This window comes from Xanthobacter sp. 91 (assembly GCF_000702385.1).
In the GTDB taxonomy this organism is placed as follows: domain Bacteria; phylum Pseudomonadota; class Alphaproteobacteria; order Rhizobiales; family Xanthobacteraceae; genus Xanthobacter; species Xanthobacter aminoxidans.
In genome coordinates this window covers 2,436,241-2,462,258 of sequence record NZ_JNIB01000001.1, presented here as the reverse complement: position 1 = coordinate 2,462,258, position 26,018 = coordinate 2,436,241, and the positions used below count along the sequence as shown (strand labels likewise).

28 protein-coding genes are annotated in these 26,018 nt (G+C 69.0%); 11 read left to right on the top strand and 17 right to left on the bottom strand.

Annotated features, from left to right (window positions below; genetic code table 11):
• Positions 1–15: 15 nt before the first annotated feature.
• The 8 genes from A37E_RS0111615 to A37E_RS0111580 all read right to left on the bottom strand — a co-directional run bounded on the left by A37E_RS0111615 (position 16) and on the right by A37E_RS0111580 (position 7,391).
• The gene (locus A37E_RS0111615; protein WP_024277119.1) at positions 16–318 is read right to left on the bottom strand and encodes an STAS domain-containing protein; all 303 of its coding nucleotides are present in this window, start codon (positions 316–318) and stop codon (positions 16–18) included.
• Positions 302–1,951: a Na/Pi symporter gene (locus A37E_RS0111610; protein ID WP_029556739.1), complete on the bottom strand. Its 1,650-nt coding sequence runs from the start codon at positions 1,949–1,951 to the stop codon at positions 302–304. The genes A37E_RS0111615 and A37E_RS0111610 overlap by 17 nt, the downstream gene beginning before the upstream one ends.
• 125 nt (positions 1,952–2,076) lie before the next feature.
• Positions 2,077–2,520, bottom strand: coding sequence for an ATP-binding protein (locus tag A37E_RS0111605; protein ID WP_051678960.1), 444 nt, complete (start codon positions 2,518–2,520; stop codon positions 2,077–2,079).
• 11 nt (positions 2,521–2,531) lie between these two features.
• Entirely contained in the window at positions 2,532–2,882 is a 351-nt protein-coding gene (locus A37E_RS0111600; protein WP_024277116.1) for an STAS domain-containing protein, read from the bottom strand.
• A 117-nt stretch (positions 2,883–2,999) separates the two neighbouring features.
• Positions 3,000–3,677 (bottom strand): hypothetical protein, encoded by a 678-nt coding sequence (locus A37E_RS0111595; RefSeq protein WP_155982199.1) that lies wholly within the window; start codon positions 3,675–3,677, stop codon positions 3,000–3,002.
• Positions 3,674–4,741: an ABC transporter substrate-binding protein gene (locus A37E_RS0111590; RefSeq protein ID WP_051678959.1), complete on the bottom strand. Its 1,068-nt coding sequence runs from the start codon at positions 4,739–4,741 to the stop codon at positions 3,674–3,676. Before A37E_RS0111590 ends, A37E_RS0111595 begins: the two co-directional genes overlap by 4 nt.
• Positions 4,741–6,726, bottom strand: coding sequence for an MFS transporter (locus A37E_RS0111585; RefSeq protein ID WP_029556736.1), 1,986 nt, complete (start codon positions 6,724–6,726; stop codon positions 4,741–4,743). Before A37E_RS0111585 ends, A37E_RS0111590 begins: the two co-directional genes overlap by 1 nt.
• A complete protein-coding gene (locus A37E_RS0111580) occupies positions 6,723–7,391 on the bottom strand; it encodes a hypothetical protein (RefSeq protein WP_029556735.1) in 669 nt (222 codons plus the stop codon). Before A37E_RS0111580 ends, A37E_RS0111585 begins: the two co-directional genes overlap by 4 nt.
• 209 nt (positions 7,392–7,600) lie before the next feature.
• Here A37E_RS0111580 and A37E_RS0111575 point away from each other — a divergent pair, with 209 nt between their 5' ends.
• From A37E_RS0111575 to A37E_RS0111560, 4 genes are all read left to right on the top strand, one after another.
• Positions 7,601–8,347, top strand: a complete 747-nt coding sequence (locus A37E_RS0111575) for a hypothetical protein (protein ID WP_029556734.1) — start codon at positions 7,601–7,603, stop codon at positions 8,345–8,347.
• Positions 8,337–9,170, top strand: coding sequence for a hypothetical protein (locus A37E_RS0111570; RefSeq protein ID WP_029556733.1), 834 nt, complete (start codon positions 8,337–8,339; stop codon positions 9,168–9,170). The genes A37E_RS0111575 and A37E_RS0111570 overlap by 11 nt, the downstream gene beginning before the upstream one ends.
• A complete protein-coding gene (locus tag A37E_RS25935) occupies positions 9,170–11,221 on the top strand; it encodes a SpoIIE family protein phosphatase (RefSeq protein WP_051678958.1) in 2,052 nt (683 codons plus the stop codon). Before A37E_RS0111570 ends, A37E_RS25935 begins: the two co-directional genes overlap by 1 nt.
• A 279-nt stretch (positions 11,222–11,500) precedes the next feature.
• A complete protein-coding gene (locus tag A37E_RS0111560) occupies positions 11,501–12,709 on the top strand; it encodes an MFS transporter (RefSeq protein ID WP_029556731.1) in 1,209 nt (402 codons plus the stop codon).
• 79 nt (positions 12,710–12,788) lie between these two features.
• On the opposite strand, the gene A37E_RS0111555 is transcribed toward A37E_RS0111560, so the two are convergent.
• Positions 12,789–14,237, bottom strand: coding sequence for an FAD-binding oxidoreductase (locus tag A37E_RS0111555; RefSeq protein ID WP_029556730.1), 1,449 nt, complete (start codon positions 14,235–14,237; stop codon positions 12,789–12,791).
• Between the two features lie 179 nt (positions 14,238–14,416).
• Here A37E_RS0111555 and rimM point away from each other — a divergent pair, with 179 nt between their 5' ends.
• The 3 genes from rimM to rplS all read left to right on the top strand — a co-directional run bounded on the left by rimM (position 14,417) and on the right by rplS (position 16,257).
• Entirely contained in the window at positions 14,417–14,971 is a 555-nt protein-coding gene (gene rimM / locus A37E_RS0111550) for a ribosome maturation factor RimM (protein WP_024277106.1), read from the top strand.
• A gap of 45 nt (positions 14,972–15,016) precedes the next feature.
• Positions 15,017–15,730 (top strand): tRNA (guanosine(37)-N1)-methyltransferase TrmD, encoded by a 714-nt coding sequence (gene trmD / locus A37E_RS0111545; protein WP_029556729.1) that lies wholly within the window; start codon positions 15,017–15,019, stop codon positions 15,728–15,730.
• A 104-nt stretch (positions 15,731–15,834) separates the two neighbouring features.
• Complete coding sequence (gene rplS / locus A37E_RS0111540) at positions 15,835–16,257, top strand: 50S ribosomal protein L19 (protein WP_029556728.1); 423 nt, start codon at positions 15,835–15,837, stop codon at positions 16,255–16,257.
• A 57-nt stretch (positions 16,258–16,314) separates the two neighbouring features.
• Here rplS and A37E_RS0111535 read toward each other — a convergent pair whose 3' ends face one another.
• Positions 16,315–17,229, bottom strand: coding sequence for a hypothetical protein (locus A37E_RS0111535; RefSeq protein WP_051678957.1), 915 nt, complete (start codon positions 17,227–17,229; stop codon positions 16,315–16,317).
• Between the two features lie 255 nt (positions 17,230–17,484).
• Here A37E_RS0111535 and A37E_RS0111530 point away from each other — a divergent pair, with 255 nt between their 5' ends.
• Together A37E_RS0111530 and A37E_RS0111525 are read left to right on the top strand one after the other, a co-directional pair.
• A complete protein-coding gene (locus tag A37E_RS0111530; RefSeq protein WP_024277102.1) occupies positions 17,485–18,075 on the top strand; it encodes an ANTAR domain-containing protein in 591 nt (196 codons plus the stop codon).
• Positions 18,072–19,220, top strand: coding sequence for a CmpA/NrtA family ABC transporter substrate-binding protein (locus A37E_RS0111525; protein WP_029556726.1), 1,149 nt, complete (start codon positions 18,072–18,074; stop codon positions 19,218–19,220). The genes A37E_RS0111530 and A37E_RS0111525 overlap by 4 nt, the downstream gene beginning before the upstream one ends.
• A 62-nt stretch (positions 19,221–19,282) precedes the next feature.
• On the opposite strand, the gene der is transcribed toward A37E_RS0111525, so the two are convergent.
• The 3 genes from der to A37E_RS0111510 are packed head-to-tail and all read right to left on the bottom strand — an operon-like array spanning position 19,283 to position 21,714.
• Complete coding sequence (der, locus tag A37E_RS0111520) at positions 19,283–20,671, bottom strand: ribosome biogenesis GTPase Der (RefSeq protein ID WP_029556725.1); 1,389 nt, start codon at positions 20,669–20,671, stop codon at positions 19,283–19,285.
• A 42-nt stretch (positions 20,672–20,713) separates the two neighbouring features.
• Positions 20,714–20,974, bottom strand: coding sequence for a hypothetical protein (locus A37E_RS0111515; protein ID WP_024277099.1), 261 nt, complete (start codon positions 20,972–20,974; stop codon positions 20,714–20,716).
• A gap of 50 nt (positions 20,975–21,024) precedes the next feature.
• A complete protein-coding gene (locus A37E_RS0111510) occupies positions 21,025–21,714 on the bottom strand; it encodes a tetratricopeptide repeat protein (protein WP_029556723.1) in 690 nt (229 codons plus the stop codon).
• Between the two features lie 203 nt (positions 21,715–21,917).
• Here A37E_RS0111510 and A37E_RS0111505 point away from each other — a divergent pair, with 203 nt between their 5' ends.
• Positions 21,918–22,718, top strand: coding sequence for a PAS domain-containing transcriptional regulator (locus A37E_RS0111505; protein ID WP_029556722.1), 801 nt, complete (start codon positions 21,918–21,920; stop codon positions 22,716–22,718).
• A gap of 152 nt (positions 22,719–22,870) precedes the next feature.
• Positions 22,871–23,200, top strand: a complete 330-nt coding sequence (gene cowN, locus A37E_RS0111500; RefSeq protein WP_051678955.1) for a N(2)-fixation sustaining protein CowN — start codon at positions 22,871–22,873, stop codon at positions 23,198–23,200.
• A 3-nt stretch (positions 23,201–23,203) separates the two neighbouring features.
• Here the strand turns inward: cowN and A37E_RS0111495 are convergent, their stop codons facing one another.
• The 4 genes from A37E_RS0111495 to A37E_RS0111480 all read right to left on the bottom strand — a co-directional run bounded on the left by A37E_RS0111495 (position 23,204) and on the right by A37E_RS0111480 (position 25,957).
• A complete protein-coding gene (locus A37E_RS0111495) occupies positions 23,204–23,707 on the bottom strand; it encodes a YaiI/YqxD family protein (protein WP_029556720.1) in 504 nt (167 codons plus the stop codon).
• Positions 23,708–23,758: 51 nt separating this feature from the next.
• Positions 23,759–24,424 carry a hypothetical protein gene (locus tag A37E_RS0111490; protein WP_029556719.1) on the bottom strand — a complete coding sequence of 222 codons (666 nt, stop codon included), beginning with the start codon at positions 24,422–24,424 and terminating at the stop codon, positions 23,759–23,761.
• 30 nt (positions 24,425–24,454) lie between these two features.
• Positions 24,455–25,291 carry a pyrroline-5-carboxylate reductase gene (gene proC / locus A37E_RS0111485; protein WP_029556718.1) on the bottom strand — a complete coding sequence of 279 codons (837 nt, stop codon included), beginning with the start codon at positions 25,289–25,291 and terminating at the stop codon, positions 24,455–24,457.
• 165 nt (positions 25,292–25,456) lie between these two features.
• Entirely contained in the window at positions 25,457–25,957 is a 501-nt protein-coding gene (locus A37E_RS0111480; protein WP_029556717.1) for a YbjN domain-containing protein, read from the bottom strand.
• Positions 25,958–26,018 lie beyond the last annotated feature (61 nt).

Genomic DNA, 26,018 nt, shown 5'->3' with positions numbered 1-26,018 from the left:
CAAGTCTCAGCAGAATCAGTTGATCTCGAACAGGGTCGAGAAGCCGGAGATGTCGAACACCTCACGGATCTGCGGCTGGAGCGAAGAGAGCGCGAGCTTGCGCTTCGCCCCGCGCATGGCCTTGCCGGCCACCAGCAGCGCCCGCAGACCGGAGGAGGACACATAGTCCACTCCGGCGAGGTTCACCACGATCCCCCCGTCGGTCATGGAGACGACCTCCATGAGGCTCGCCTCGAACGGCTTGGCGTTGGGCGTGTCGAGACGCCCCGCCACCTTCAGCACCACGTCGCTTCCGACCTGCTCACGTTCGATGTGCATCGGCCCCTACTCGCTTGATGTCCGCCTCCGCGGCGGCCGGACGCTCCGGATTATCCTCATTCTCCGGCGTGCGCAACGCAATCGCGCTGCGGCGCACCAGCCAGATCGCCCGCTCGAACAGGCTGGTCGCCAGCAGCAGCTGCCGCGCGTCCGCCCCCGCGTCGAGTGCCGTAGCGGCAAGCTGGCGGCGGATGCGGTTCAACATCTCCGACCGATCGCCGGAGAGCGCGATGATGAGGTCGAGATCATCGGCCGGCCCATCGGTGGCGTCGGCGAGGGACAAAGTGATCGCCCGTAACGATTCCGACAGGGCAAAGGCGAGCGGCGGCACCTCGTCGAAGCCCTCCACCACCTCGGTGAAGTCGTGCAGCGTGTCCTGGAGCGTGCGCACGTTTTCCACAAGCGCCTGGTGATGCAGGGCGATTTCCAGACTGTCGCGGGCGAGGCCGACAGCGATGAGCTCCGAAATGAACTGGTCCACAGCAAGGCCCACCGAGGCAGCGCCACGCCACAGGGCCAGCCGTTCGCCGGCGTCGCCGTTGTCCGTCTGGTCGAGGTCCGGCAGCAGGGTCGGCAAGAGCTTGATGAGCCGCAGGGTCTCGCTAACGGCGAGGTCGAGTGCCGTCGAGGGGTCCGCCAGCGCTTCGTCATGGATGAAGCGCGGGCGAGAGGCGCCATCCTCCAGCGTGGGCGGGCTCATGGCGGCGGCGAACCTCTCGGAAAGCCCTCGCGCGAAAGCCACCGGGATCGCGCCCGCCACCTGAAGGGCGAGGAACAGAACCGACAGGGACATGGACGCCTTGTCGTTGCCCACGGCAGAGAGGGTCGAGAAGCCGTCGAAGCCGACCACCCCGCCAAGGCCGAAGAAGGCTCCGACGATGAGGCAGCCCACGGCCTTCACCAGAACATGGACATAACAGAGTTGGCGGCCGGTCCCCTCCAGCCCGCCGGCCGAGAGAATGGCCGCAAACCCGGAACCAAGATTCGCGCCGAGCACGATGAAGACCGCATCGTGGAGGCCGAGGAGGCCGGCCTGCATCAGGGCCAGGACCAGAATCGTTGGGGTCGAGGACGACTGGCTGACGGCGGAAACCGCAAACCCGAGAAAGAAGCCGAGGAGCGGAGTCAGATGGTCGGCGAGACTGCCCGCGACCGACGCAATGTCCAGCGCCCGCGGCGCCTGCTTGATGAAATCGAGGCCAAGCAGGGCCAGCGCGAGGCCGAAGGCGACGCCCATCCATTGCGCCATGCCGCGACGGCGGTCCAGCTTGAAATGGAAGGCGAGCCCGACGGTGCCGACGATGTAAAGCACGAGCAGGCGGAAATCGATTGCCGCCACGAACACCAGCGCAGACGTCCCCACATTGCCGCCGGCGACGACCGGAATGGCATCGCGCGTAGTGAAGGCACCGCCGCGCACGAGATTGCCGCTGATGACCGCGACGGCATTGGAGGATTGCGTGGCCGCTCCCGCCAGCGTCCCGCACAGCAGCCCCATCACCGGGGAGCGCGTCGCCCGGCGCAGCAGTGCGCGCACCTTGCGGCCCGTGGCCTGCTGCAGGTGTGTGGCCATGGCCTTGAGGCCAACGAACAGAAGGCCGAGGCCGGCCAGGAGCTCGGCAATGACAAGCATCGATAAGAAAGACCCGACGGCACGAGAGGCAAGCCGCAGACGCGCTCAATGTTTCGCGGATGCTGCGGCACGGCTCCCCGAGCGGACATCATAGACCGCGGAGTGCGACACTCTTGTGAGCAACCTCACCCGGCCGCGTTGGCCACCAGCGTCAGCTGGTTTTCCTCACCTTCCCGGCTGTAGTCGAGCGTCTCGAGGAAATGCCGCATCAGTTGCACGCCGTGACCGCCGATCCGGGCGTCCTCGATGCTGTCGGGGACCACCGGCTCGGCGATGCTGGTGGGATCGAAGGGCACGCCGTTGTCGATCAGGCGCACCGCCACCCGCCCCTCTGGCAGGCGCCAGCATTCGATTCGGATGTGCGGTTGTCGGTCGGTGCCCGCAAAGCCGTAGGAGACGACGTTGGTCAGCGCCTCCTCGAGGCTCAGCTCCAGCGCGAAGCGGGTGGCATCCGGCCAGCCCTGTTCGTCAGCCAGCGTGCCGAGCCAGCCCGTGGCGTCGGTGATGTCGTCGATGCGCGCGCCCACATCGATGGTCGAGACAAGGGTTCCGGCCGCGGGCGTCGCCATGGGATCCGCCGTCAGGTTGCCGGGGAGATGCCCGCCGCCGCGAGCGCCTCGTCCCGCGTGGCGTGGATGCCGACGAGCTGATCGACCCCGGTGGAGCGCAGCACCTTCTCCACCTGAGGGTCACACGCGAAAAGCCCCATGATGCCCCCCTTGCGATGCAGCCCCTTGGCACCCGCAAGCAGCAGGCGGATGCCGATGGAGGCCATGAACGGCGTGCCGGACAGGTCCACCACGAGCACGCGCGCGGCCTCGCAGGACGACTTGAACTCCGGCTCCACCGCCGCCGCGCCGGCGATGTCGAGCCGGCCTTCCAGGCGCACGAGGATGATGTCGGGGCCGAGGGGGGTCCTCTCGATCTTCATGGGGCCAGTATCTCTCTGGATCGGGATGCCCGCACCGCGTGGGCACAGATTCAGCAAACCATACGACAGTTTCGTGACGCGGAGCAGGGGCCCCGGAAGGGCCTGCCCGCTCGTGTGTCAGGCTTTTCGGGGGCGGGCGTACAGCACGCCGGCAGCGCCGGAATCGGTGCGGCAGCGGGCGTAGCCGTGCCAGCCCTCGGCGAAGAGCTCCTTCTGCCGCGCTGTATCCAGCGGATCGACCAGAAGGGTCTCCTGCGGATCGAAGGTGGTGAAGTCGCGCACCATCACGTAGCGCGCATAGCCGCCGAAGAAGAGCTGGATGTCGTAGATGGGAAAGCCCTCGACGAGCAGGCTCGCCCAGCTCGGCGTGTTGACCGGCGCCGCTGTGGAAAACAGCACCATGTCCGCGGGCGCCGCATCGACCCGGGCAGCGATCAGCACCCGCTGCAGCCCACGGCCGCGATAGGCCGGATGCACCGAGGCCCCGGCCAGCCGTCCCACCGACAAGGCGGGATCGAGCCCGAGCAGGCGGTGCGGGCCGTCCTTGGGCGAATGGTCATGTTGGAGAATGCCGTAGGCGGCAAGCAGCGGGCCGTCATAAAGCCCGATCACCAGGCCTCGGCCGCTGAGGATGCTTTCAAAATACGAACGGTTCTCCGGCTTCACCACTTCCGGGCGAACCAGCGGCCCGATGGCCAGATGATGAAGGGTGTCGATCGCGTCGAGATCGCCCGGCCCGAGCATGCGCTGCGTCAGCGTAGAGGTCGGCGCGGCCTCGCGCAGGGCGTTCATCACGTGATTACTTCCGCATAATTGAGCATGGCGATGGGCGGGTAGACGCCGAGCTGCTTGGCCACGTTCATGTTGATGATGAGGGCGAAGCGCTTCAGCGTCTCGATCGGGATGTCCTGGGGCGGCACGTGCTGGACCAGGATCTCGGCCGCCTTGGAGGCGGCGAGCTGGCCCACCGAATAATAGCGGCTGACCAGCCCGACAAGCCCCAGCCCCTCGCGCAGGAAGAATTCCGTCGCGCCGAAGGTGGGAAGCCCCGCCGCCAGTGCCGCCGGGCCGACCCGGTCGAAGATGGTGGCAAGGAAGGTGTCGGCCGGCAGATAGAGCCATTCGGCGCCCTGCGCCTTCAGGTTCCTCACGAAATCCTCGACCCCGTCGCCGGTCGGCTTGCTGCCCACCATGGTCAGGGGCTGGGCCAGAACCTCGGCACCGATGGTGGCGGAGAAGGCCTTCATCTCGTCGATGATGGCGACCGAGTTGCTCTCGTTCGGCGAATAGATCACGCCGACCTTCTTGAACGCCTTGTAGCTCTGCATGGCGCGCATCTGCACGTCGGTGGGCACCACGTGCACCGCGCCCGTCACGTTGCGCCCCGAAGAGGCGAGCGAAGGCGCGATCTTCACCTGTACCGGCGCCGCCACCAGGGCGAAGACCACCGGGATATCGCGCACGAAACCGGCGGTGGGCGGCGCGTCATAGGGACCGGCGACGCCGAGCGTCAACGGCGTGCCATAGGTGTAGATGAGGTTGGGCCGGAAGGTCGGCAGCACTTCCGCGAGGATCGGCTTCACCTTGCTCGCGTCCCGCTCCACGTCGCGGGTCATGAACTCGACCTTGATGTCGTTGGCCGCGAAGTAGTCGCGGAAGCCGCGCTCCACATCGGTATCACCGCGGAAGGTGAGCATCAGGACACGGAACGCCTCGCCACGGGCGGCAGGCGCAGGCGCGCCTACCGGACGCGGCTGGCCATTGCCGCCATTGGTCTGGGCGAAGGCGCCGGGGACAGTGCCCACCAGCCCCGCAGCACCCGCGCCGAGGCCGAGTGCGAGGAGGGAACGGCGATCCATCAGGCGGAACTCCCTTCCGAGGCGGCCGCAGAGGATGGGCGGCGCGAATGATGGACGAAGACTCTGCGTCCAGATAGCGCAAATAGCATGGCTCCGGCTACCGCTACAGCGCCGAGGAAACCGGTCGCCGCCGCGAAGCCGAGCGTCGAAAGCAGGAAGCCGGCACTGGCGGGACCGGCGGCGTTGCCGGACCGCTCCACCAGCCGGAACAGGCCGAGAACTCCGGCCGCCCGGCCCGCCCCCATACTGGTGGCGGTATCCGCGACCAGCGCCGACTGGGACGCGATGGACATGGCCTGTCCCCAGCCCAGCGCCACCAGCGCAACGACGATCAGCGCCACCGAGGGATGGAGCAGCACGGCCAGGGCGCCGATGCCCGAAACCAGCCCACCCGCCACCACGAATCCGGCGCGGGCGCTGAAGCGATCAGCCAGGGCGGCGAAGAAGGGCACGCCGATCACCATGAGGACCGGATAGATCATCTGGAAGCGGCCAATGGCCGCGGAGGAGAAGCCCTCGCGCTGCAGTTCCAGCGGCACCAGCAGGAAGCACAAGGCGGCAAACAGGAATTTGGCGGGGAAGGCGCAGCCCAGGAGCAGGGACATCAGACCGGGTGCGCGGGCCGCGGCCTTGAGGTCGGCGAGCCCCACATTGGCCACGCTGCGATGCCGCTCCGCCGCTGGCAGCGTCAGCCGCGCCACCAGAAGCGCGACGAGGGCGAGACCGGCCGAGGTCGCGAAGGCGACGCCCGGTCCCAGCCTGTCGGCGATGACGCCGCCAATGGGCGGCCCGCACAGGCTCGCCACCATGATGGCCCGCACGAACACGGCCAGAGCCGCGCTGCGGGCCGCGCCCGAGGACAGATCCACCACGTGGCCCTGGGCGGAGACGAACACCAGCGCATAGCCCACCGCCGTGGCGACGCGGGCAGCGAGGAAGACATCGTAATGCGGGCTGATCGCCGAGACCACGTAACCCGCCGCCGCCAGTGCCGCGCCGGCGAGGAAGCCCGGACGCCGGCCGAGCCGCTCGGACAGGGAGGCGAACGGTACCTGGCACAGAGCCACCACCGCCATGAAGGCGACGATGGGCAGGCTCGCCGCCACATCCGGCCCGAATCCGGCCGGCACGCCGAGGGCCTGTGCGGCGCGCGGCAGGAAGGGGCGGGTGAGTTCTTCGGCCAGCATGAACAGGAACAGGGCCGGGCGCACCGCGATTGCGGCCTCGCTCTCGGCGGCCTGGACCCGGCCGAGGCCGGTGCGGACCTCTATCTCGTCGAGCCGGGCGAGGGCCTCGGCATCCCCCCTGCGCTCCGCCTCGGCGCGCAGGGAGAGATGGCGACCGGCGAGCGTCTCCACATGCCGGTCGATGGGAAGGATAAGGTCGCCGGCAGCCCCCGCACCGCCCTCCTGGCGGGAGAGCACGCCGCGCTTCAGCGCCTTGAGCCGCCGCTCCACCGCCACCAGCGATTCGAGGCCGCGGGTGCCAACGACGAGAGCCACCAGTTCCAGCGCCACCAGCAGCGCGACGATGCCGATGAAGGCGACATCGACGAGGACCGCGCCCACCTGCTGGGACACGAAGCTGGGATCGACCACGATCATGACGTCGCCCAGGCGGTGCCCGTCGGCATCCTCCACCGGCACAAAGACCCGTGGCGCGTCGCCGCCGGAAGAGACCGCGCCCGACCGCGCCAGTTCCTTGCCGCCCGCAGCGTTCAGGCTGATCTGGGTGAACTCGACGTTGGCCGCCCGCAGGTCATCGAAATAACGGTTCACCCCGACCAGCCGGTCGAACGGAACGCCGACCGCCGCGGCGCGCTGGACGAGGTCGGCGGCGGCCCGGCCGACCGAATTCGCCTTGGCGACGATCTCCGGTGCGATGGTGCGCTGGGCCGCCTGTTCCGCCCCCCAGCCGATCACGGCCAGCGCCGAACAGAGGATGATGACGATGGCGATGGAGATGCCGCCGCGAAGACCGATCATGCGGCGCCCCCACGGGTGACGCCGGTGGCCGACGGCCCGGCCGTGCGGTGCGCCTCTTCGACCGAGGCGAGCGCGGCGCGGGCAGCCGGCGGCCACAGATGCGGCTCCGCGGCGCGCCGGACCGCCCGCTGCAGCAGCGCGGCGAGAAGCAGGCCGATGACCAGAGTCGCCGCGCCGGCCCACAGGAGCGTGGGAAGGGCGATCCGCCTGAGGTCGGAGGCGAGCGTCGCTGCGCCATCGGTCAGGATCTTGGAATCATAGCGAACCACGACGCGGCCGAGACTCTGGCCGATGTCGTTGCGCACCGGACGGGTCAGGCCGCGCTCGGTGTCCCGAGTCGTGTCGAGGCCGACGCGCCCGGGCTCGCTGGAGAACAGGACGATGCCATGCTCGTCTGTGAGGTCCATGGAGCGAATCGCGTCCTCCACGCGGGCCTCCCGCTCCAGCACCGCGGTCAGCGTCTGCTGCGCGGGAAGGGCGATGCCGAGGGAAGCGGCCTTTTCAGCCACGTCCACCACACGCTGGGCAGCGATACCACAGCGGGCCTCGATGACCCCGCGATGGGCATTGATGAGCGTCACGTAGGAGAAATAGGCGCCGAAGGCGACGCACGCGGCCGCGATCAACGCGAACACGATGATGAGCCCCAGTGTGGTCCGCCTCATGACCCTTCGCGCTCGACCCTTGGCGTCTCGACTTTCGCGCCGAACCCTTCGCGCCCTGCCCTATGGTCCGGCCCCGACCGCCCGACCTTCATGCCACGAAAAGCAAGCTGACAATGCAGGTTTTTTTGGTCGCAGGGGAGTTTTTTGTCTGGTTTGGCCGCGAGTGCGCGGTTAACGTCCGGGCCGTCCACCCCACCGAAGTTCCCCGCATGACTTTCGTAAGCCGGCTCATCCTGGTCGCCGTCGTATCCGTGACCGCTGCGGTGGTGGCGGTCGCGGTGATCGCGTTCTCGGCCAGCGATCGGGTGGGCGAGGAGATCGAGCGTGCCCGCGTCGCCAACCTGCTCGGCACGCTGCGCGCCTCCACCGAGGCGAACCTCTCCATCGGCCTGCTTCTGGACCAGATTTCCCTGCTGCAGCCGCGCATCGAGCGCGAGAAGGCGGGCGACCCCTCCATCCTCGCCATCGACATCTTCAATTCCGCGGGCCGAGCCATCTATTCCACCGACCGCAGCGTGATCGGCGAAGAGGTGAGCCCGGACTGGGTGAAGCGGCTGGGCGACGATAACCAATGGGCTGCGGCCGAGCGTGGCGACACGGTGTTCGGTACCCGCTTCGAGAACGACCTCGGTGTCGCCGGCGGCATCTCGGTCACGGTGTCGGACGAGGCGCGCAGTGCCCGCGCAGACCGGCTCGGCCTCGACCTTCTGATCCGCACGGGGGTGCTTTCGCTCGCCGCGTCCATCGCCGCCATCATTGCCGCCGTGGCGTTCGTCCACGTGCTGACGCGCCCGTTCGACCGGGTGGGAAAGGTGCTGCGGGGGGAAGGCGGGTCCACCGGCGACGATGGCGGCCTTGCGCCCCTTGCCGAGGCCACCGTGAAGAGCTGGCGCGATGCCGAGGCGCGGGTCGACCGGGGCCTCGGCCAGCTTGGAGCACTCGACGATGCGGCCTGAGATCGCCGAAAGCGGCCGCGCGCGCCTCGTCACCGGGCTGTTCGCCCTTATCCTCACCCTCGTTCTCGGCGGCATTGCTGCGGCGGTACTCGTCAACGGATATCGCGCCCGGGTCGAGGAGAGCGCGCGGCGCGACGCGCTGGTGATCGGCACGTCGGTCGCCCGCACCCTCGCCCAGCAGTTCGAGAAGGCGGCGCGCTTCGGCATTCCCCTGAAGCTGCTTCCCGGCGTGGAACAGCACCTCTCCGAGACATTGACCCGCACACCCGGCCTGACCCAGATCGTGCTGCGCGGATCGGACGGTCGTGAGATCCGCAGCGCCATCGGTGAGCATTCCGGCACCGATTCGGTGAGCGCTCCCGTGGTGGTGGACGGAAATACGGTGGCGGCGGTGGAAGTCACCACAAATCCCGCCGCCCTCGCCACCTCCTTCGCCGACATCGGCCTGAAGGCGGCGATGGTGGTGACGGTCTGTGCGGCGCTGGCGGCGCTGGCCGCCGGCTTGCTGGTGGGCAATGCGCTCGAGCGTGCCCGCACCCGCCTCGCCAACGGCCTGGCCGAGGCGGTGAACGGCCAGTACGGCGAGCGCGACGTGATGATTCAGCACCGCCGCCGCCAAGGTGCGCGGGGGGCGGTGGGCCGGGCCTTCCGGGAACTTGAACACGGCAACCGGAGGGTGGCCGAACGCCGATCGGTATTCGAGGCCTATGCGGAGGAGCTTCTGGCGGTGGATTTTGACGGCGGGCTCAGGCCGGACGTGGAACGGGTCCGGCGCGAGGTGATGGCGCCGCCCGGCCGCGCCGACAAGGTGCGGGGGTCGTGATGCTGCTGCGGACCCGCATCACCCTCATCGTCGCCACCGGCTTCACCGTGCTCATGCTGGGCATCTGGGGTGCCACGGTGCTGCGCGACCGCGTCGCCCAGGCCCGCGAGGGCGAGCTGGCCATCGAGGGTCAGACCGTGCTCTGGCGCGAGATCGTCGCCTTCCAGACCGCCAATCTCGCCCGCATCCTCGAGCGCATCGACACCTCCTCGCCCTTCCGCATCGCGCTGAGCTTCTCGGACCGCCCGGGCATCGCCGCGGCGATCCGAGAGGTCGGCATCGATATCGACGACCCGGCCACCTATTTCGAGGTTGTGGCGGCCGACCGCGAGGTGGTGTTCAGCGACGGCACCACCAATGCCCGCTACATCCTCGACGCCGGCAGCCTCGACCGGGCGCTCAAGGGCGAGGTGCTCTCCGGGCTGCGGCAGATCAGCGGCTCGCAGGTGATCGTCATCACCACCCGCACGGTGGAACTGCCCGGCCGCGGCCGGGCCGTGCTGGTGCTCGGACGCGACGCCGCGCTCGGCATGGAGCGCTTCGCCCGCGGCATCAGCGCCGCCACCACCCTCATCACCCTGCGCGGGCGGGTGGTCGCCAGCACCGATTTCCGCCTGTGGGAACGGGCCAAGGTCTCCATCACGCCACGCCGCCCCACCGCCGAGCAATTATTGCTGGACGGGCGCAACTACAACGTCACTTCCATTCCGATCGCGGACGTGAGCGGCAGCGCCGTGGGCGCGCTTGTGAGCCTGGAAGATACCACCCAGACGGTGCAGGCGACCGCCTTCATCCGCCAGTCGGCCGTGGCCGGCGCCATCGGCCTCGTGCTGCTCGGCGTCATCGGTCTCAATGTCTTCCTCTGGTACAGTTTCCGGCCTCTGGAATCGGCCATCGACGTGCTGCAGGCCCTGTCGCGCGGCGACACCTCGGTCACGGTGGGTCATGCCGGCAATGACGAGATCGGCCGCATCGCCGAGGCGGTGGTGGCACTGCGCGGCAACGTGCAGGCTCTCGCCGAGAGCCGGCGCCAGCGCGAGCGCGTGCGGCGGCGGCAGGAGGTGGTGATCTCCGGCGAGTTGCAGGCGCTTGCCGACGCCATCGACCCGACCGACCGGGAGGAGGTTCTGGCTCTCCTCGCCAAGGGCGAGGAGAACGAGAATGACGACGAGCTGAAGCGCGTCGCCCGCGTGCTTCACGATCTGTCACGGCGCATCGTCGAGCAACACACCCGCCTCTCGTCCATGGTGGTGGAGCTGCGCGAGGCCCTCATCACCAAGACCAAGCTCGCCGGCCTCCAGCAGGAGCTGGAGATTGCCCGTCAGGTGCAGCTCGCCATCCTGCCCAAGGAATTCCCGCCGGATGCCCGTGTCGCCGTGCATGGCCAGATGACGCCCGCGCGCGAGGTGGGCGGCGACTTCTACGACTACTTCATGGTCGACGACACCACGCTCGGCTTCGTGGTAGCGGACGTCTCCGGCAAGGGTGTGCCAGCCGCCCTGTTCATGGCCATCTCCCGCACCCTGCTGCGCTCGACCGCGCTGTTCGAGCGCTCTCCGGCGGGCTGTATCCGCCGCCTGAATGACCTGCTCGCGGTGGAAAACGAGCAGATGCTGTTCGTGACCGTGCTCTATGGCGTGGTGGACCTCTCCTCGGGGAAGGTCACTTATGTGAATGCCGGCCACAACCTGCCCTACCGCATCGCCCGTTCCGGCGAGGTCACCACCGTGCCCTCCACGGGCGGCATGGCGGTGGCGGTGCTGGAAGGCTTCGTCTACCAGCAGCACGAGTTGCACCTCGCCCCCGGCGACACGCTCTTCCTCTATACGGACGGCGTGACCGAGGCCTTCGACATCGACGAGCAGCCCTACGGCGAGGAACGTGTCGAGGAACTGCTGCGCGGCGGCGCCGCCGACTGGTCGGTGGCCGAGCTGAACGAACGGGTGCTGGCGGCGGTTCATGTGTTTGAGCGCGGCGCGCCTCAGGCAGACGACATCACCTGCCTGACCCTGCGTTACTTCGGCGGCCACGGCCCGCGCCGCACACGCTGATCGTGCCCCTGTGTGACGCCTGATGCTTCGCCAGTGCGGGCGCACGGCAGAATATGCGTGCGTGCCGGGCGCCGAGGCGGTAAGCGTGCCCGGCAGGGTCTTGGAAACACGTACCTGAAGCATCGAGGGAGCCAACCCTCACCGGAGGTCGACAGCTGACGCCTGAAAGCGCCGGCGCAACGGCCTCCCGCCGACCAGAGAGGGGGAAACGCAGCATCCGGGGCGGCGCAGCCGTGCCGGTCTGATCCCGGTGCCCCGCCGGGGACGGAGAGGATTGTCATGTCCATCGAAGCGCGCGCGGCCCGCTGGCCCGCGGCCGAGGTTTCCTCCATCGGCGCCGTCTGCAGCGCTCATTTCTGCAGCCATTTCCTCCAGCTCGCGCTCGCTCCGCTCTTCATCATGATGCGGGCCGACCTCCAGGTCTCCTTCATCGAGCTGGGACTCGTGCTGTCCGTCTTCTACCTGTTCTCAGGCGCCGGACAGGTGGCGGCCGGGGTGCTGGTGGACCGCTTCGGCGCCGATCGGCTGCTTCTGGCCGGCATTCTCACCCAAGGCGCCGCGACGGCCGCCATGGGATTTGCCCCCACCTATCTTCTGCTGCTGCCGCTGGCCGCGCTCGCCGGCCTGGGCAATTCCGTCTATCACCCGGCCGACCTCTCCATCCTCAGCCACAAGGTTGCGGCGCCCCGGCTCGGGCGCGCCTTCGCCGCCCATGTGATCGCGGGGAGCATCGGCTTCGGCCTGTCACCCATCGTGTCCGGCGCGATCGGCGCGCATTTCGGCTGGCGCACGGCGCTCATCGCCATGGGGCTGCTGGTGCTGCTGGTGGGGCTCCTGCTCGCCGTCTTCCGCGGGCCGCTGCGCGCGCCGGCGGGACGCACCGCCCACGCGGCAGCGGGGGGCGCGCCGATCTCTTTCCTGCAGGTGCTGGCCATGCCCGTGGTGCTGATGGCCTTTCTCTATTTCACCCTCACCTCGGTGGCCCTTTCCGGCCTGCAGAGCTTCTCCATCGTCGCGCTGCAGGAGGGCTTCGGCGCGGCGGTGGCGCTGGCGACGCTGGCCGTGGCGCTGTTCCAGGTGGGCAACACCGCGGGCGTCGCCATCGGCGGGCATGTGGCGGACCGCTCCGCCCAGCACCACCAGATCGCCATGGGCGGCCTCGCCGCTGCTGCGCTGTTCGGTTTCCTCGCCGCCTGGCTTCAGACAGCGCCGGAGGTGACGGTGGGGCTGATCGCGCTGGTGGGCTTCTTCATGGGGCTCACCACCCCCTCGCGCGACGTGCTCGTGCGTACGGCGGCGCCGGCCGGGGCGACGGGCAAGGTGTTCGGCATCGTCTATTCGGGCTTCGACATCGGCTCACTGGTGGGGCCGCTGCTGTTCGGCCTGATGCTCGACCACCATCATCCGCGCATGGTGATTGCCGGCGCGGCTGCCGCCCTCGCCCTCGCGGTCGGCACCGCCTTCGCTGTACGCCGCCGGCCCGGCTAGGACCCAAGTCTCACAAGCCCGAGCTGGGACAAACAAGAAAACGGCGCGGCTCCTGAAGGGGCCGCGCCTTATGCGTCCCTCAATCCAGCAGCACCTTGCCGGGATTGGAGAGGCCGCGCGGGTCCACGGCGCGCTTGATGGCGGCCATCAGTTCCAGCGCCACCTTGTCCTTGTACATGGGCAGTTCCTCGCGCTTGAGGATGCCGATGCCATGCTCCGCCGAGATGGAGCCGCCGAGCGAGGCCACGAGATCGTGGACGATGCGGTTGAACTCCTCCCAGGTGGCGAGGTAGGCCGCCTTGTCCATGCCCTCGGGCTGGCTGAGGTTGTAGTGGATGTTGCCATCGCCCATGTGGCCGAAGGCGCAGATCCGGATGCCCGGCATGTGCGCCTCGCACAGCCGGTTCGCCTCGGCGATGAAATACGGCACCTTGGACACCGGCACGGACACATCGTGCTTGATGGAGCCGCCCTCGAACTTTTGCGCGTCGGACATGTCCTCGCGCAGCTTCCACAAGGCGTCGCACTGGGCTTCCGAGGAGCCCACCACCGCGTCCTCAATCTCACCCGCCTCGAACGCCGCCTCGAACGTGTCGAGGGCAAGCTGGGACAGGTCGTCGTTGGGACGGGTGGATGTGAGTTCCGCGAGCACGTACCAGGGATGCCGCTCCGCCAGCGCACGCACCGAGCCGGGCATGTGCTTGAGCACGATCTCCATGCCGAAGTCCGGCATGATCTCGAAGCCGGTGAGGCTGTCGCCGGCGGCATTGCGCAGGCGGCGGAATAGGGAAAGCGCGGTCTCGGGATCGGCAATGCCGAGCAACGCCGTCGCCCGGGCGCGCGGCGCGGGGAAAAGGCGCAGCACGGCGGCGGTGATGATGCCGAGCGTGCCTTCCGCGCCGATGAAGAGATCCTTCAGCGCGTAGCCGGTGTTGTCTTTGCGCAGGCGCGACAGGCCGTTCCAGATGCGCCCGTCCGGCAGCACCACTTCAAGGCCGAAGGTGAGTTCGCGCATATTGCCATAGCGCAGCACAGCCGTGCCGCCGGCATTGGTGGAGAGGTTGCCGCCGATCTGGCAGGAGCCTTCCGAGCCGATGGAGAGCGGGAACAGGCAGCCCGCCCCCTCCGCCGCCTGCTGCACCTGGTACAGCGTGCAGCCGGCCTCGGCGACGACGGTGAGGTCCACCGGATCGAGGTCGCGGACGCGGTTCAGCCGGCGCAGCGAGAGCAGCAGCGCGCCGAACGGCACCTGCCCGCCGACGAGGCCCGTATTGCCGCCCTGCGGCACCACCGGCACGCCGGCCTCGGCGCAGGCGGCGACCACGAAGGCGACTTCCTCGGTGTTGGCGGGCTCGACCAGCGCAGGGGTCGTTCCCTGGTAGAGGCCCCGCCCCTCCACCAGATGGGGGGCGAGGTCGTGGGCGTCGGTGCGCACATGGGCTGCGCCGATACGGGCGGCGATGCGGTCCAGAAGGCCGGAGAGGCGGACGGCATCGAGAAGGATGGGTTGGGGGGCATGGCTCGACATGGGGGCGCAAGGTGCATCAGCCGCCGCCGCCGGGCAAGCATCCGATGGGCCTCGGGGGAGCGCGAAAGCGCCGCGCGGCGCATGGGGCGCGGGCCTTCCGCTTGGCAAAGCCGGACATAAGAGCTAGAGCCGCTGCCGCCGCCACCAACCCGTTGAAGGCGCACTGCACCGGAGATCAGATGACCGACCGCGTCCTCGTCGCCCGCATCGGCGCCCCCCATGGCGTGAGGGGCGAGGTGCGGCTGTTCGTCTTCACCGAGGATCCGGCCGCGATCCTCGATTACGATCCGCTCACCGACGCCACCGGCCGCACCCGCTATCGCATCACGGCGTTGCGCGCGGCCAAGGACCATTTCGTCGCCCGCCTCGCCAACGTCGCCGACCGCACCGCGGCCGAGGCGCTGACCAATGTGGACCTGTATGTCCCGCGCGAGGCATTGCCCCCGCCGGAGGACGAGGACACCTTCTATCATGCGGACCTGATCGGCCTCGCGGTGGAGGACGAGACCGGCGCGCGCATCGGCACCGTTGTCGCGCTGCACGATTTCGGCGCCGGCGACATCCTCGAATATGCCCCTGCCCTCCCCGGCATCCGGGCGAAGACGCTCATGGTGCCCTTCTCCCGCGACGCCGTGCCGGTGGTGGACGTGAAGGCGGGCCGGGTGGTCATCGCCGAAGCCTTCGTCGAGCGCCGCGACCCCGAGCCCGAGGCGGGCGAGGACAAGGAGGGCTGAGGCAGGCGGATTTGACTCCCGCCCCGCCCAGCGCCATCTCACCCCATGACCTTCCGCGCCAGCGTCCTCACCCTTTATCCCGAGATGTTCCCCGGCCCGCTCGGCCATGCGCTCGCCGGCCGCGCGCTGGCGAATGGTCTGTGGGGCCTGAAGGCGGTGCAGATTCGCGACCACGCCCTCGACCGTCACCGCTCGGTGGACGACACCCCGGCGGGCGGCGGGCCCGGCATGGTGATGCGGGCCGATGTGCTCGCCCGCGCTATCGACGCCGTCTCCCCGCCCGACGATCCCCGCCCCCGCCTGCTGATGACCCCGCGCGGCCGGCCGCTGACGCAGGCCCGCGTGCGGGAGCTGGCGGCGGGGCCGGGCGCGGTCATCCTATGTGGGCGGTTCGAGGGGGTGGACGAGCGCATCGTCGCGGCGCGCGGCCTCGAGGAGGTCTGCGTGGGCGATGTGGTGCTCTCAGGCGGCGAGGCGGCGGCGCTCTTGCTGCTCGATGCCTGCGTGCGGCTCATTCCCGGCGTCATGGGCAAGGCGGAGAGCGGCACGGACGAGAGCTTCTCCCACGGCCTGCTGGAATATCCCCAATACACGCGGCCGCAACTGTTCGAGGGGGAAGGCATCCCCGAGGTGCTGACCTCCGGAGATCATGCCCGCATCGCCCGTTGGCGGCAGGCCGAAGCGGAAGCCGTCACGCGCGCGCGGCGACCCGACCTTCTTGCCCCGGCGCGTGACGGATCCACGACGGAAAGGGAATGACAGCGCCCCTTTTCTCCTGTATGGAGCCGCGTCCCTTAACTTAAAACGACACGACGTGGCGCCGGGGCGACATGCTCCGAAGCGGCACCAAGAGGTTGGCGACAATGAACATTATCCAGACGCTCGAAGCCGAGCAGGCGACCAAGCTCGCCGAGAAGCGGGCCATTCCCGAGTTCCAGCCCGGTGATACCGTGATTGTGAACGTGAAGGTGGTCGAAGGCGAGCGCACCCGCGTGCAGGCCTACGAGGGCGTGGTGATCGCCCGTTCCGGCGGTGGCCTGAACGAGAGCTTCACCGTCCGCAAGATTTCCTACGGCGAAGGCGTGGAGCGCGTGTTCCCGGTCTATTCGCCGCTGATCGATTCCATCAAGGTGGTCCGTCGCGGCAAGGTGCGTCGCGCCAAGCTCTATTACCTGCGCGACCGTCGCGGCAAGTCTGCCCGTATCGCCGAGCGTCAGGACCGCACGACCGACGCCAAGGGTGGCAAGAAGGCCAAGGGCGCCAAGGCTCCCGCCGCCGCCGAGTGAGGCGCGGACCCTTCTTCTGAGTGAAACGCGCCGTCGGCCCAGCCGGCGGCGCCTTTTTTATGGGCTGAGCCGCTCCGGACTTGCCCTGAGGCGCGCGATCAGCCCCTCGGGATCGGCCTCATAGGCCTGCCGCACCCGCTCAAGCGCCCCCGCTCCACCGCCACGATGGCCGGCGCCGCCCACATGCAGCCAGCCATCCGCTAGCAGGAACGGCTCAATATCGCCTGTTTCGGGATCCGTGAGATGCACCCGCCGACGGGTCGACATCCGAAGCCCGGCGAGGTCCAGGTGGCGGTAGAGCACGCCCCAGTTCTGCCCGCCGGTGTCGAGGGTGAGCGGCGTGTCGGTGCCGAAATCGAGCGGCAGGGCCTTCACCGCCGCGGAATCGAAGACGCAATAGCCCGGCCACAGGTACCAAGCGTCATTGCCCTCCCCCTCCCGCACCATGCCATAGCAGGGCTGGCCCGCGAGCCGAGCCGCAAGGTCGGTCGGCTCCAGCGGGATCAGATCGTGGTCGAGCAAGGCGAAGGCGCGCGGGGCGGCGGGCCGGATGAGGTTCGCATAGATCCAGTTCAGCGCCACGCCGTGGGAGCGGGAGCCGTTGCGCGCGCCGCGATAGGGCGTCGGCGGCAGGGGGCAGTAGATGAGCCCGCGCCGCGCGCACAGCGCCGCGATGGCGGTGCGGGCGGCAGGGTCGGTGGAATTGTCGCACACCACCAGCGGCGTCCCCGGCAGGAACCGCGCCATGGCCTGGCCAAGGAAATCCACCGCGTCGGGCAGGTTGAAAGCGACCGTGAAGGCGACCACCGGCGCCTGCTCGGCGGCGATGCGCGCCACCACCTCCGCCTGCCCCTGCGCCTGCCGGCGAGCGTAGATGCGATCCACCAGCACATTGCGGGCGCGCCGCAGCCTTTGGGCGAGCGGGGTCAGCGCGAGCCATTCGGCGGGCGTGTAGTCGGCAAGGTCGCGCATGGACGCCTTCAAGGTGCCCGGCTGGGCGTCGGGACGGCGGCCGGGACGGGAACGAACTGGAGCGGATCGCCGCAGGCCGGCCTGCCGCCGCGCTCCACCGCGCGCGTTCTAGAAGGACTTGGGGGCGAGGTCCATGGCACCGGGCGCGAGGTGCCCTCGGCGTGACACACGGGAAGGCTTGACCGCACCGGCTCCGGAAGGTGAGGTATCATACGAGTCCGCCAGCCCCAGCGGACAGCCCCAGCCCGGACCCCCATGGCGAACGACCTCACCCTCAGGATCGTGATCGTCGACGAGAGCGACGTGCGCGCCGCCATCCTGGAGGAGGGCCTCAAGGAGGCGGGCTTCGAGACGGTGCTGCGCATCACCGGCCGCAACAACCTGCTGGAGCGCATCTACGCCATCGATCCGGACGTGATCCTAATCGACCTCGAAGATCCGTCCCGCGACACCATCGAGCAGATGTTCCAGGTGAGCCGCGAGGTGAAGCGACCGGTCGCCATGTTCGTGGACCAGACCGACTCGAAGACCATCGAAGACGCCATCGAGGCGGGCGTCGCCTCCTATGTGGTGGACGGGCTGAGGAAGGAGCGGGTGAAGCCGATCCTTGAGACCACCATCTCCCGCTTCCGCGCCTTCGCCCGCCTCAAGGCGGAGCTGGAGGAGGCGAAGACGCAATTGGAAGAGCGCAAGGCCATCGACCGGGCCAAGATGCTGCTCATGAAGATGAAGGGCATCGACGAGGAGGCCGCCTACCACCTCCTGCGCCGCACCGCCATGAACGAGAAGAAGCGCATCGTCGACATCGCCCAATCCATCATCACCGCCGCGGAGCTTCTGCGATGAGACGCCTCGCCATCGGCTTCATCCCCCTGACCGACGCCGCCGTGCTGATCGCCGCAGCGGAGCGCGGCTTCGCCATGGCCGAGGGCATCGAGATCGACCTGCACAAGGAGGTCTCCTGGGCCAACATCCGCGACAAGGTGAACATCGGCCTCCTGGACGGCGCCCACATGCTGGGGCCGCTCGCCATCGCCTCGTCGCTCGGCCTCGGCCATGTGCGGGTGCCGCTGGTGGTGCCGTTCGCGCTCAACCTGAATGGCAGCGCCATCACCATCGACAAGCACGTCTACGCGGCCATGGGCGAGGTGGGCGAAGACCTTTCAACGGCCCCCGGCGCAGCGCTGGCGCTGGGCAAGGTGGTGCGGCAGAGGAAGGCGGAGGGGCGTGACCCGCTGGTGTTCGCCGCGGTCTATTCCTTCTCCACCCACACCTATCTGATCCGCCATTTCCTCAAGGCCGGCGGGGTGGACCCGGACCGCGACGTGCGCCTCGTGGTGGTGCCGCCGCCCTTCATGGCGGAAAGCCTGCGGGGCGGGCTCATCCACGGCTTCTCGGTGGGCTCGCCGTGGAATTCGGTGGCGGTCGATTCGGACGTGGGCCGCATCGCGGTGCTGGGCGCCGAGCTGTTCGGCTGGGTGCCGGAGAAGGTGCTGGGCGTCCACGCCCGCTTCGCCAATGCGGAGCCGGAGGTGCTGCACCGCCTCGTGCGTGCGCTCTACGCCGCGGCCCGCTGGTGCGAGGACCCGGCCAACCATGAGGACCTCGCCAAGCTGCTGGGGGAGCCGCGCCACCTCAACCTGCCAGCCGACATCCTCCGCCGCACGCTGGACGGCCGGCTCCACACCGCGCCGGGCGGGGTGCTCAGGTCACATCCGGACTATCTGGTGCTCAACCGCGATGGCGCCAACCGGCCGGCGCCGGACCATGCGCTGTGGATGTATGCCCAGATCGTCGCTGCCGGCCAGGGCGAGTTCGCCGCCGACGCCGCGCGCGAGGCCATGGGCGTCTACCGGCCAGACATCTTCGATGCGGCCGTGGGACCGGTTCCGGTGATGCATCCCGAGCCGGATTGCGTGGGCACCCAGTTCGGAGAGATCTTCGATCAGGCGGCTTTTCTGAGGGACCGATGGCAAAGCGCTGGTGCCTAGCCGGCTCAACGTTATCCCACCCAGAATTTAGCCGGCTTCGACTCCCGTGGACGCGAGGCAATTTACTCTGCGTAAGGGTTGTCCTTCTCGCGCAGCGTCAGCCGGATCGGCACGCCGGGCAGATCGAAGGTCTCGCGGATGCCGTTCACCAGATAGCGGATATAGCTCTCCGGCACCGCATCGGTACGCGAGCAGAACAGCACGAAGGACGGCGGGCGCGCCTTGGGCTGGGTCATGTAACGCAGCTTGATCCGCCGGCCGGATACCGCCGGCGGCGGATGATTTTCCGTCACCTGCTGGAGGAAGCGGTTGAGCGGATTGGTGGCGACACGCTTGTTCCACACCTTGTGGGCGCTCGCGATGGCCGCCACCAGCTTGTCGAGACCATGACCCATGAGACCGGAGAGGGGGACGATGGGTACGCCCTTCACCTGCGGTAGCAGATGGTCGATCTCCTCGCGCAACCGGGTGGCGAGGCCGCCGCGGGGCACGAGGTCCGCCTTGTTGTAACCGATGACGAGGGCCCGGCCCTCGCGCGCCACCAGATCGGCGATGCGCAGATCCTGCTCCTCGAACGGGCGGGTGGCGTCGATGAGGATCACCACCACCTCGGCGAACTTCATGGCGCGCAGCGCGTCGGCGGCGGAGAGCTTCTCCAGCTTGTCGTCGATGCGCGAGCGCTTCCTGAGACCCGCGGTGTCGAACAATTCCAGCGGAATGCCGGCATAGGTGACGTTCACTGAGATGGAATCGCGGGTGATGCCGGCTTCGGGGCCGGTCAAAAGGCGATCCTCGCCGAGCAGCTTGTTGATGAGGGTGGACTTGCCGGCATTGGGCCGGCCGAGCACCGCCACCTTGATGGGCCGGCGCGGCTTCTCGGGCTCGACCTCTCCCTCGGCGGGGATCTCGTCCGCCTCGTCCTCTTCCTCTTCGTCCTCCTCCTCCAGCCGCGTCTGCTCGGGCAGGGCGTCGCAGATGGCGTCGTAGAGGTCGGAGAGGCCCTCGCCGTGCTCGGCGGAGAGCGGGATGGGATCGCCGAGGCCGAGGCCGAAGGCTTCCAGTGTCCCGGCCTCGCCGCCACGCCCCTCGCTCTTGTTGGCGACGAGGATGACCGGCTTGCCGGCCTTGCGCACGAGATCGGCAAAAGCGCGGTCGGTCGGGGTCAGCCCGATGCGGGCGTCGATCATGAAGAGGATGGCGTCGCAATCGCCGATGGCCGCCTCGGTCTGGGCGCGCATGCGCCCTTCCAAGCTCGCCGGGGTCGCCTCCTCGAGGCCAGCGGTGTCGACGATGCGGAAGGTGAGGTCGCCGAGCCGCCCTTCGCCCTCGCGGCGGTCGCGGGTGACGCCGGGGCGATCATCCACCAGCGCGAGCTTCTTGCCCACCAGGCGGTTGAAAAGGGTGGACTTGCCGACGTTGGGACGCCCGACGATGGCCAGGGAAAAGGTCATGAAATGGGCTCGCGGCCGGCGGTCGGCTTCAGGTCTGAGGGATCATTGCTGCGGCTGGCCCTTCGGAGGGGTGGCCGGCAGATTGTCGATGGGGGCGTTGGCGTTGCTCGGCTGGCCGAGGCCGGTCGAATAGTCGACGCCGGGCACCCCGTTGGGGAACACGGGCGTGCGTGCGCCCGGCACCGGCGGCTTCTTCTGGTCGAACGGGTTGAGGTTCTCCAGCGTCTCGCAGCCGGCGGCCGTCAAGGCGAGGCCGAGCGCGAGCGCGAGGCGCAGGCTGCGGGTGACAGGGCGTGCCATCATCAAGCTTGTCCTCCTCATGCGCGTCGCGGTCATGCGGCTCCTCACGGGGTTCACTGGGTCGGCGCGCTGCCGGCGGCCGCTTCACCCGCGGGGGCGGTGGCCGAGGCGGTGAGCCGCCGGATGAGCTCGGCCCGAGAGCGAACACCGGGCGGGGTCTCGCTGTCGGTGGTGATGTCGGTGGCGGTCTTGTTGGCGGCGGCCAGGTCACCGGCCTTCAGCTCGGCCAGCGCCAGCGTCTCGCGCGCCGAATGGCGCAGCGGGCCGGTGCCGTTGGCGATGCCGCCGATGCGCTGCTTCACTTCCGGCAGGCCGGCCGTATCGACCACCAGCAGGGCGGCGCGCACCAAAGCGAGGTCACGGGCGAGCGGCGGCACGGAATTGTCGGCGGCAATGGCATCGAAGGCGGCGATGCCGGCCGCCTTGTCGCGGGCGGTGGCGGCGGCAGCGGCGCGGAACAGAGCAAGGGTGCGATAGCCGGCCGGCCCGCTCTTGGCGATGGCGGCGAAGGCGGCCTCAGCCTCCTGCATCTTTCCGGCATCGAACAGGGCGACGGCGCTCTCATACGCCTCGCTGGCCTTCACCGCCTGCTCATGGCGCCAGTACTGGTAGCCGCTCCAGCCCGCAGCGGCGAGAATCACCAGCACGCACGCGGCGATGATGACGCCGCCGAAACGGTCCCAGAGCTTGCGCAGGCGATCGCGCCGGAGGTCTTCCTCGATCTCGTGAAAAATGTCGGTCATGAGCTGAGAGCTTCGGAATCCAGGACTTGGGGGTGGCCTGCCGAAGCAGGACCTTGCCGGCGACGCCGCACCGGGACGAGGGCGCGTAAAGTATCCATGCGGCCTCATCGTGGCAAACGGGCGTTTTTGAGGCGGCTCGGCCTTGGCATGAGGGGCGCCCGGCGTAGGATACTCCCGCCCGATGGGGCACCGGATCGGGAGTTATGGCCGTCACATCCCGCGCGAACCCGTCTCTCGCCGCCTCACAGTCATTTGAATACCGCCTCCAGCGCACGCCGGTGGGGGTGGTGTTGCTCGACACGGATCTGCGCATCCGCTCGGTCAATCCGGTGGCGCTGCGGCTGCTCGCGCCGGCGGGGCAGCGGCTCGCGGGTGTGGATATCCTCTCGCTCCATCCCGGCGAGGCGCGGGACAAGGTGGCCTTTCTCATCGAGCGCGCCCGCGCCTCGCAGGACGGCACCTCCTCCCTGGTGGTGACCACCGCCATGGGCACGCTGGTCGCCAAGGTCAGCCGGCTCGAGGCCGCACCGGACGCCCCGCCCGACGGTTTCCTGATGATGATCCACGCCTTCGTCGAGGCGCCCATGATGGGCCGCACCGCCGGGGCCGATCTGGAGGTGGAGGGGCTGGCGGTGGCGGGCGCGGAGGCCATGGCAGCCCTGTGCCCCCTCATGAAACTCCCGCTGGTGCGCGGCAAGGGCGATGTCATCAGCCTCATCGACGTGACCGAAGTCGCCTTCCTGGTCGCCCAGGGCCACTATGCGGAGGCGCGCACCGCGACCTTCTCCGCCTTCTGCCCGCGGCCGCTCGCCGATCTGGAGCGCCGGCTTGATCCGGGCCAGTTCGTGCGCGTGCATCGGCGCTATCTCGTCAACATGCGCCACGTTCGCGCCGCCGCGCGTGAGGACGGCGGCTGGCATCTCGTCATGGCGGATGCCGGCGAGACACGGGTCCCGGTCAGCCGGGGCAAGGTGGAGGATATCCGGCGGCGGCTGGGGGTCTGAGGCGCGGCGCCGACAGGGACCGGCTGCCATTCGTGCAGCCCTGATGCCGTTGGTGCAGGACGCTTGTGGGCCGCGCCTTCGGCTTTGAAGCCGGCTCCCTTCGCTGCCCATGGTCTCCTCGACGCGCTTCGGCGCCCGATGGAGGAAGATGCATGACCGAAGCTGCCGCCGGCTTTCCCGCTTTGCCCTTCGCGCTGGAAGCACCGGACCGCTACCTGACGTTCCAGGGGATCGATTTCGAAGGGAACATGAAGGTGGTGCTCACGCACCTGCTCCGCTACATCGACGACCCGGCCCACGGCAACGCCTTCTGGGACCGCTTCAAGGCCCGTCTGGCAGCCGCGGAGGCCGGCGGCGCCACCATCTGCGACAAGCTGCTGCTGCTCCATTCCCACGTCTATTACATGGTCGAGCTGTTCGAGGAGCACGAGGACGAAGTCGCGCTGATCGACCTGAAACGGCTGGAGGAAGAGTGCTTCTGATCGTCACCCGGCCTCGGGTGGCGGCGCGGGACGGAAGCCGGCCCGCTTCAGCCGCACGATGGCGAGATCCAGGGCGGAGAGGAATTCGGACCGGGCGCGCGGCGAGAACGGTTTCGGACCTCCTGTGACGGCGCCGGCCGAACGCAGCTCTTCCATCAGATTCCGGGTGGCGAGTTGCATGCCGATGGAATTGGCGGTGAAGGGCCGTCCGTCCGGTGCGATCACCGACGCCCCATTGGCGACGCAGCGGGAGGCGAGCGGCACGTCGGCGGTCACCACCACGTCTCCGCGCGAGACGCGGGCGGCGATGAAGTCATCCGCCACATCGGGGCCGGAGGGCACGATGACCCGCTCCACCAAAGGATGGCGCGGCACCATGAGCGGCGCATTGGCCACCACCAGCACGCGGATGTGGTGGCGGAAGGCGACCTTGTACGCCTCCTCCTTCACCGGGCAGGCGTCGGCGTCGATATAAAGGGCAATGGGCTCGTCGCGGGGGGCGCTCATGCCTGACCCATGGCAGGCCGGCGACGCGGGAGCAAGGTGGGGCGGCCTGCCTCAGGCGGCGGACGCGGGCTCCTCCGCCGGAGCATCGGCGGGCTGGGACGAGGCACGGCGCTTGCGCCAGGGGATGGCGATGGTGGCGAGATCGTCCAGCATCCCGAGCAGCTTGCCGCCCTGCTCCAGCTCGCGGTCCAGCGCCGCCATGGTGGGCGCCAGGCCCGGATCCTCGTCCTTCAGCCAGGTATCGAGCACGCGGGCGAACAGAACAGCCAGCCCCTTGGCCCTGACGCTGCCGGACAGGCCCGCGCAATCGATGCCCGCCGCCGCCAGCATCCAGCGCTGCGACGCTTCGGAAAGCCGCAACAGAGTGAGTGCGAGGATCGGATCGCGGCGGGCGGAGCGGGTGAGGCCGCGCACGGCCTCCCTGTGGGGCTCCAGCGCATCAAGGCGGCGCATGAGCACTTCGAACAGCCGCTCGCGCGGCCCCTCCCCCGCCAGATCGTCGCTGTCCGGACCGCCCTCGGCGAGCACCTGCCGATCGGTGGTTCGGAAGAAGGCGGCGAGGAGATCGTCGGTCGATGCGTACGAAGCGCGCATCTGCGCCAGCGGCACGCCGCAATGCGCGGCCACCTCGGACAGCGAGATGGCGCGAAACGGCTTCTCGGCCAAAAGATCGAGAAAGCTGCGCAGGCAGGCCTCGCGCGCGGTCTCCGCAGTCATGGCCCTACTCCTCGATAAGAGACGATGCCCTCAGCCAGCGAGTTCCTTGCCGCGCCGGGTGGCTGCGGCGACGGCTTCCACCATCAGGGGCGGAAAGCCGCGGCCTTCATCCATGAGAACGGCCAGAGCCGCCGCGGTCGTGCCGCCCGGCGAGGTCACGTTCTGGCGAAGTGTCGCGGCAGAAAGATCGGACTGGTCCATCAATGCACCCGCGCCGGCCACAGTCGCCCGGGCGATGCGGGCCGAGAGGTCCGCCGGCAGACCGGCGGCCGCGCCCGCCTGCGCCATCACCTCGGCGAGAAGGAAAGCATAAGCGGGACCGGAGCCGGAGACTGCCGTCGCCGCGTCCATCAGCGCCTCGTCATCGATCCATTCGACGATACCGATGGCGCCGAGCAGCGCGGCGGTAAGATTCTTCTGCGCCTGTGTCACGCCCGGCGAGGGCACCGCGACGCTCACCCCGCGACCGATGGCGGCGGGGGTGTTGGGAATGGAGCGGACGATCGCGGCATTCGCGCCGAAGATGTCGCCCATGAATGCCATGGTACGCCCGGCCATCACCGAGACGACAAGGGTGCCCGGCTTCACCAGCGAAGCGACCGCCGGCAGCGCCTGGGGGGCGACCTGCGGCTTCACCGCGAGGAGCAGGACCGACGGCGCCGCAATAGTGTCTAGCGCGGGATTGACCGAGACACCTTTGGCCGCGAGCGCCGACGCCGTTTCGGCCGTCAGGTTGGGATCAAGCACCACAGCCATGTCCGCCGGGAGGCCCAGCTTGAGCCAGCCTTCCAGCATGGCCGAGCCCATCTTGCCGCAGCCAAGCAGCACCACCGGACCAGACAGGGATTTCAGCACGCTCTCGCTCATGACCGCCTCTTGAACCGGACCGCTCTGCAGGCACGTCCGCGCCCGCGGGCCCCGCAGAGGACATCACATAGAGGAGGCTCACGCCCCGCGCCACATCGGCAGCGGGGATCGCACCCACAGCATGGACGCCAGAGGGCCGGCTGCCACCGGCCCCGGTGGCACGGCTCAGGCCTCGCCGACAGTCTCGAACATGGCCGTGTCCATGGCCTCGCGGGCGGTCTTGCCGGCCCAGACCACGAACTGGAAGGCGGGATAGTAGCGCTCGACCGCATCGAGGGCGGCATCGAGGATGGCCTCGCACTGCCGGTCGGAGGCGGTGGCGCCGCCCGCCAGCACCAGCGCATGGCGGAACATGATGACGCCTTCCTGGGACCACATGTCGAAATGGCCCAGCCACATCTGCTCGTTGACGAGGGCGAGGAGCTTCAGCACCTCGGGGCGGCGCCCCTCCGGCACCTTGAAGTCGAAGGCGCAGGCCACGTGGAGCGCCTCAAGCTCGTCCATCCACTGGAACGAGACATGGCAGTCCGTCCAGCGGCTGGCGAGCGAGAGGGTGATCTCGTCCTCGTCGGAGCGCTCGAACGACCAGTCGCGCAGAGCAGCGAGCTGCTCCACGAGATCAACGGGGTTCGCCGGCGCATCAGCTTCGATGTCGATGAGAGACATGGCCTCGACCTCGCGGTTTGAGGAACGCGGAGAGGGTCGAAAGCGGCACTCCGTGTGACAG

Excerpts from the sequence above, each read along its gene's own strand:
- A37E_RS0111515 (WP_024277099.1), bottom strand. The coding sequence starts at position 20,974 with ATGATGGCACGCCCTGTCACCCGCAGCCTGCGCCTCGCGCTCGCGCTC.
- trmD (WP_029556729.1), top strand. The coding sequence starts at position 15,017 with ATGACCTTCCGCGCCAGCGTCCTCACCCTTTATCCCGAGATGTTCCCC.
- A37E_RS0111555 (WP_029556730.1), bottom strand. The coding sequence starts at position 14,237 with ATGTCGAGCCATGCCCCCCAACCCATCCTTCTCGATGCCGTCCGCCTC.
- A37E_RS0111585 (WP_029556736.1), bottom strand. The coding sequence starts at position 6,726 with ATGATCGGTCTTCGCGGCGGCATCTCCATCGCCATCGTCATCATCCTC.
- A37E_RS0111580 (WP_029556735.1), bottom strand. The coding sequence starts at position 7,391 with ATGAGGCGGACCACACTGGGGCTCATCATCGTGTTCGCGTTGATCGCG.
- A37E_RS0111605 (WP_051678960.1), bottom strand. The coding sequence starts at position 2,520 with ATGGCGACGCCCGCGGCCGGAACCCTTGTCTCGACCATCGATGTGGGC.
- A37E_RS0111505 (WP_029556722.1), top strand. The coding sequence starts at position 21,918 with ATGGCCGTCACATCCCGCGCGAACCCGTCTCTCGCCGCCTCACAGTCA.
- rimM (WP_024277106.1), top strand. The coding sequence starts at position 14,417 with ATGACCGACCGCGTCCTCGTCGCCCGCATCGGCGCCCCCCATGGCGTG.
- A37E_RS0111560 (WP_029556731.1), top strand. The coding sequence starts at position 11,501 with ATGTCCATCGAAGCGCGCGCGGCCCGCTGGCCCGCGGCCGAGGTTTCC.
- cowN (WP_051678955.1), top strand. The coding sequence starts at position 22,871 with ATGACCGAAGCTGCCGCCGGCTTTCCCGCTTTGCCCTTCGCGCTGGAA.
- proC (WP_029556718.1), bottom strand. The coding sequence starts at position 25,291 with ATGAGCGAGAGCGTGCTGAAATCCCTGTCTGGTCCGGTGGTGCTGCTT.
- A37E_RS25935 (WP_051678958.1), top strand. The coding sequence starts at position 9,170 with ATGCTGCTGCGGACCCGCATCACCCTCATCGTCGCCACCGGCTTCACC.
- rplS (WP_029556728.1), top strand. The coding sequence starts at position 15,835 with ATGAACATTATCCAGACGCTCGAAGCCGAGCAGGCGACCAAGCTCGCC.
- A37E_RS0111525 (WP_029556726.1), top strand. The coding sequence starts at position 18,072 with ATGAGACGCCTCGCCATCGGCTTCATCCCCCTGACCGACGCCGCCGTG.
- A37E_RS0111570 (WP_029556733.1), top strand. The coding sequence starts at position 8,337 with ATGCGGCCTGAGATCGCCGAAAGCGGCCGCGCGCGCCTCGTCACCGGG.
- A37E_RS0111510 (WP_029556723.1), bottom strand. The coding sequence starts at position 21,714 with ATGACCGACATTTTTCACGAGATCGAGGAAGACCTCCGGCGCGATCGC.
- A37E_RS0111600 (WP_024277116.1), bottom strand. The coding sequence starts at position 2,882 with ATGAAGATCGAGAGGACCCCCCTCGGCCCCGACATCATCCTCGTGCGC.
- A37E_RS0111480 (WP_029556717.1), bottom strand. The coding sequence starts at position 25,957 with ATGTCTCTCATCGACATCGAAGCTGATGCGCCGGCGAACCCCGTTGAT.
- A37E_RS0111535 (WP_051678957.1), bottom strand. The coding sequence starts at position 17,229 with ATGCGCGACCTTGCCGACTACACGCCCGCCGAATGGCTCGCGCTGACC.
- A37E_RS0111590 (WP_051678959.1), bottom strand. The coding sequence starts at position 4,741 with ATGGATCGCCGTTCCCTCCTCGCACTCGGCCTCGGCGCGGGTGCTGCG.
- A37E_RS0111530 (WP_024277102.1), top strand. The coding sequence starts at position 17,485 with ATGGCGAACGACCTCACCCTCAGGATCGTGATCGTCGACGAGAGCGAC.
- A37E_RS0111490 (WP_029556719.1), bottom strand. The coding sequence starts at position 24,424 with ATGACTGCGGAGACCGCGCGCGAGGCCTGCCTGCGCAGCTTTCTCGAT.
- A37E_RS0111495 (WP_029556720.1), bottom strand. The coding sequence starts at position 23,707 with ATGAGCGCCCCCCGCGACGAGCCCATTGCCCTTTATATCGACGCCGAC.
- A37E_RS0111615 (WP_024277119.1), bottom strand. The coding sequence starts at position 318 with ATGCACATCGAACGTGAGCAGGTCGGAAGCGACGTGGTGCTGAAGGTG.
- A37E_RS0111610 (WP_029556739.1), bottom strand. The coding sequence starts at position 1,951 with ATGCTTGTCATTGCCGAGCTCCTGGCCGGCCTCGGCCTTCTGTTCGTT.
- A37E_RS0111575 (WP_029556734.1), top strand. The coding sequence starts at position 7,601 with ATGACTTTCGTAAGCCGGCTCATCCTGGTCGCCGTCGTATCCGTGACC.
- der (WP_029556725.1), bottom strand. The coding sequence starts at position 20,671 with ATGACCTTTTCCCTGGCCATCGTCGGGCGTCCCAACGTCGGCAAGTCC.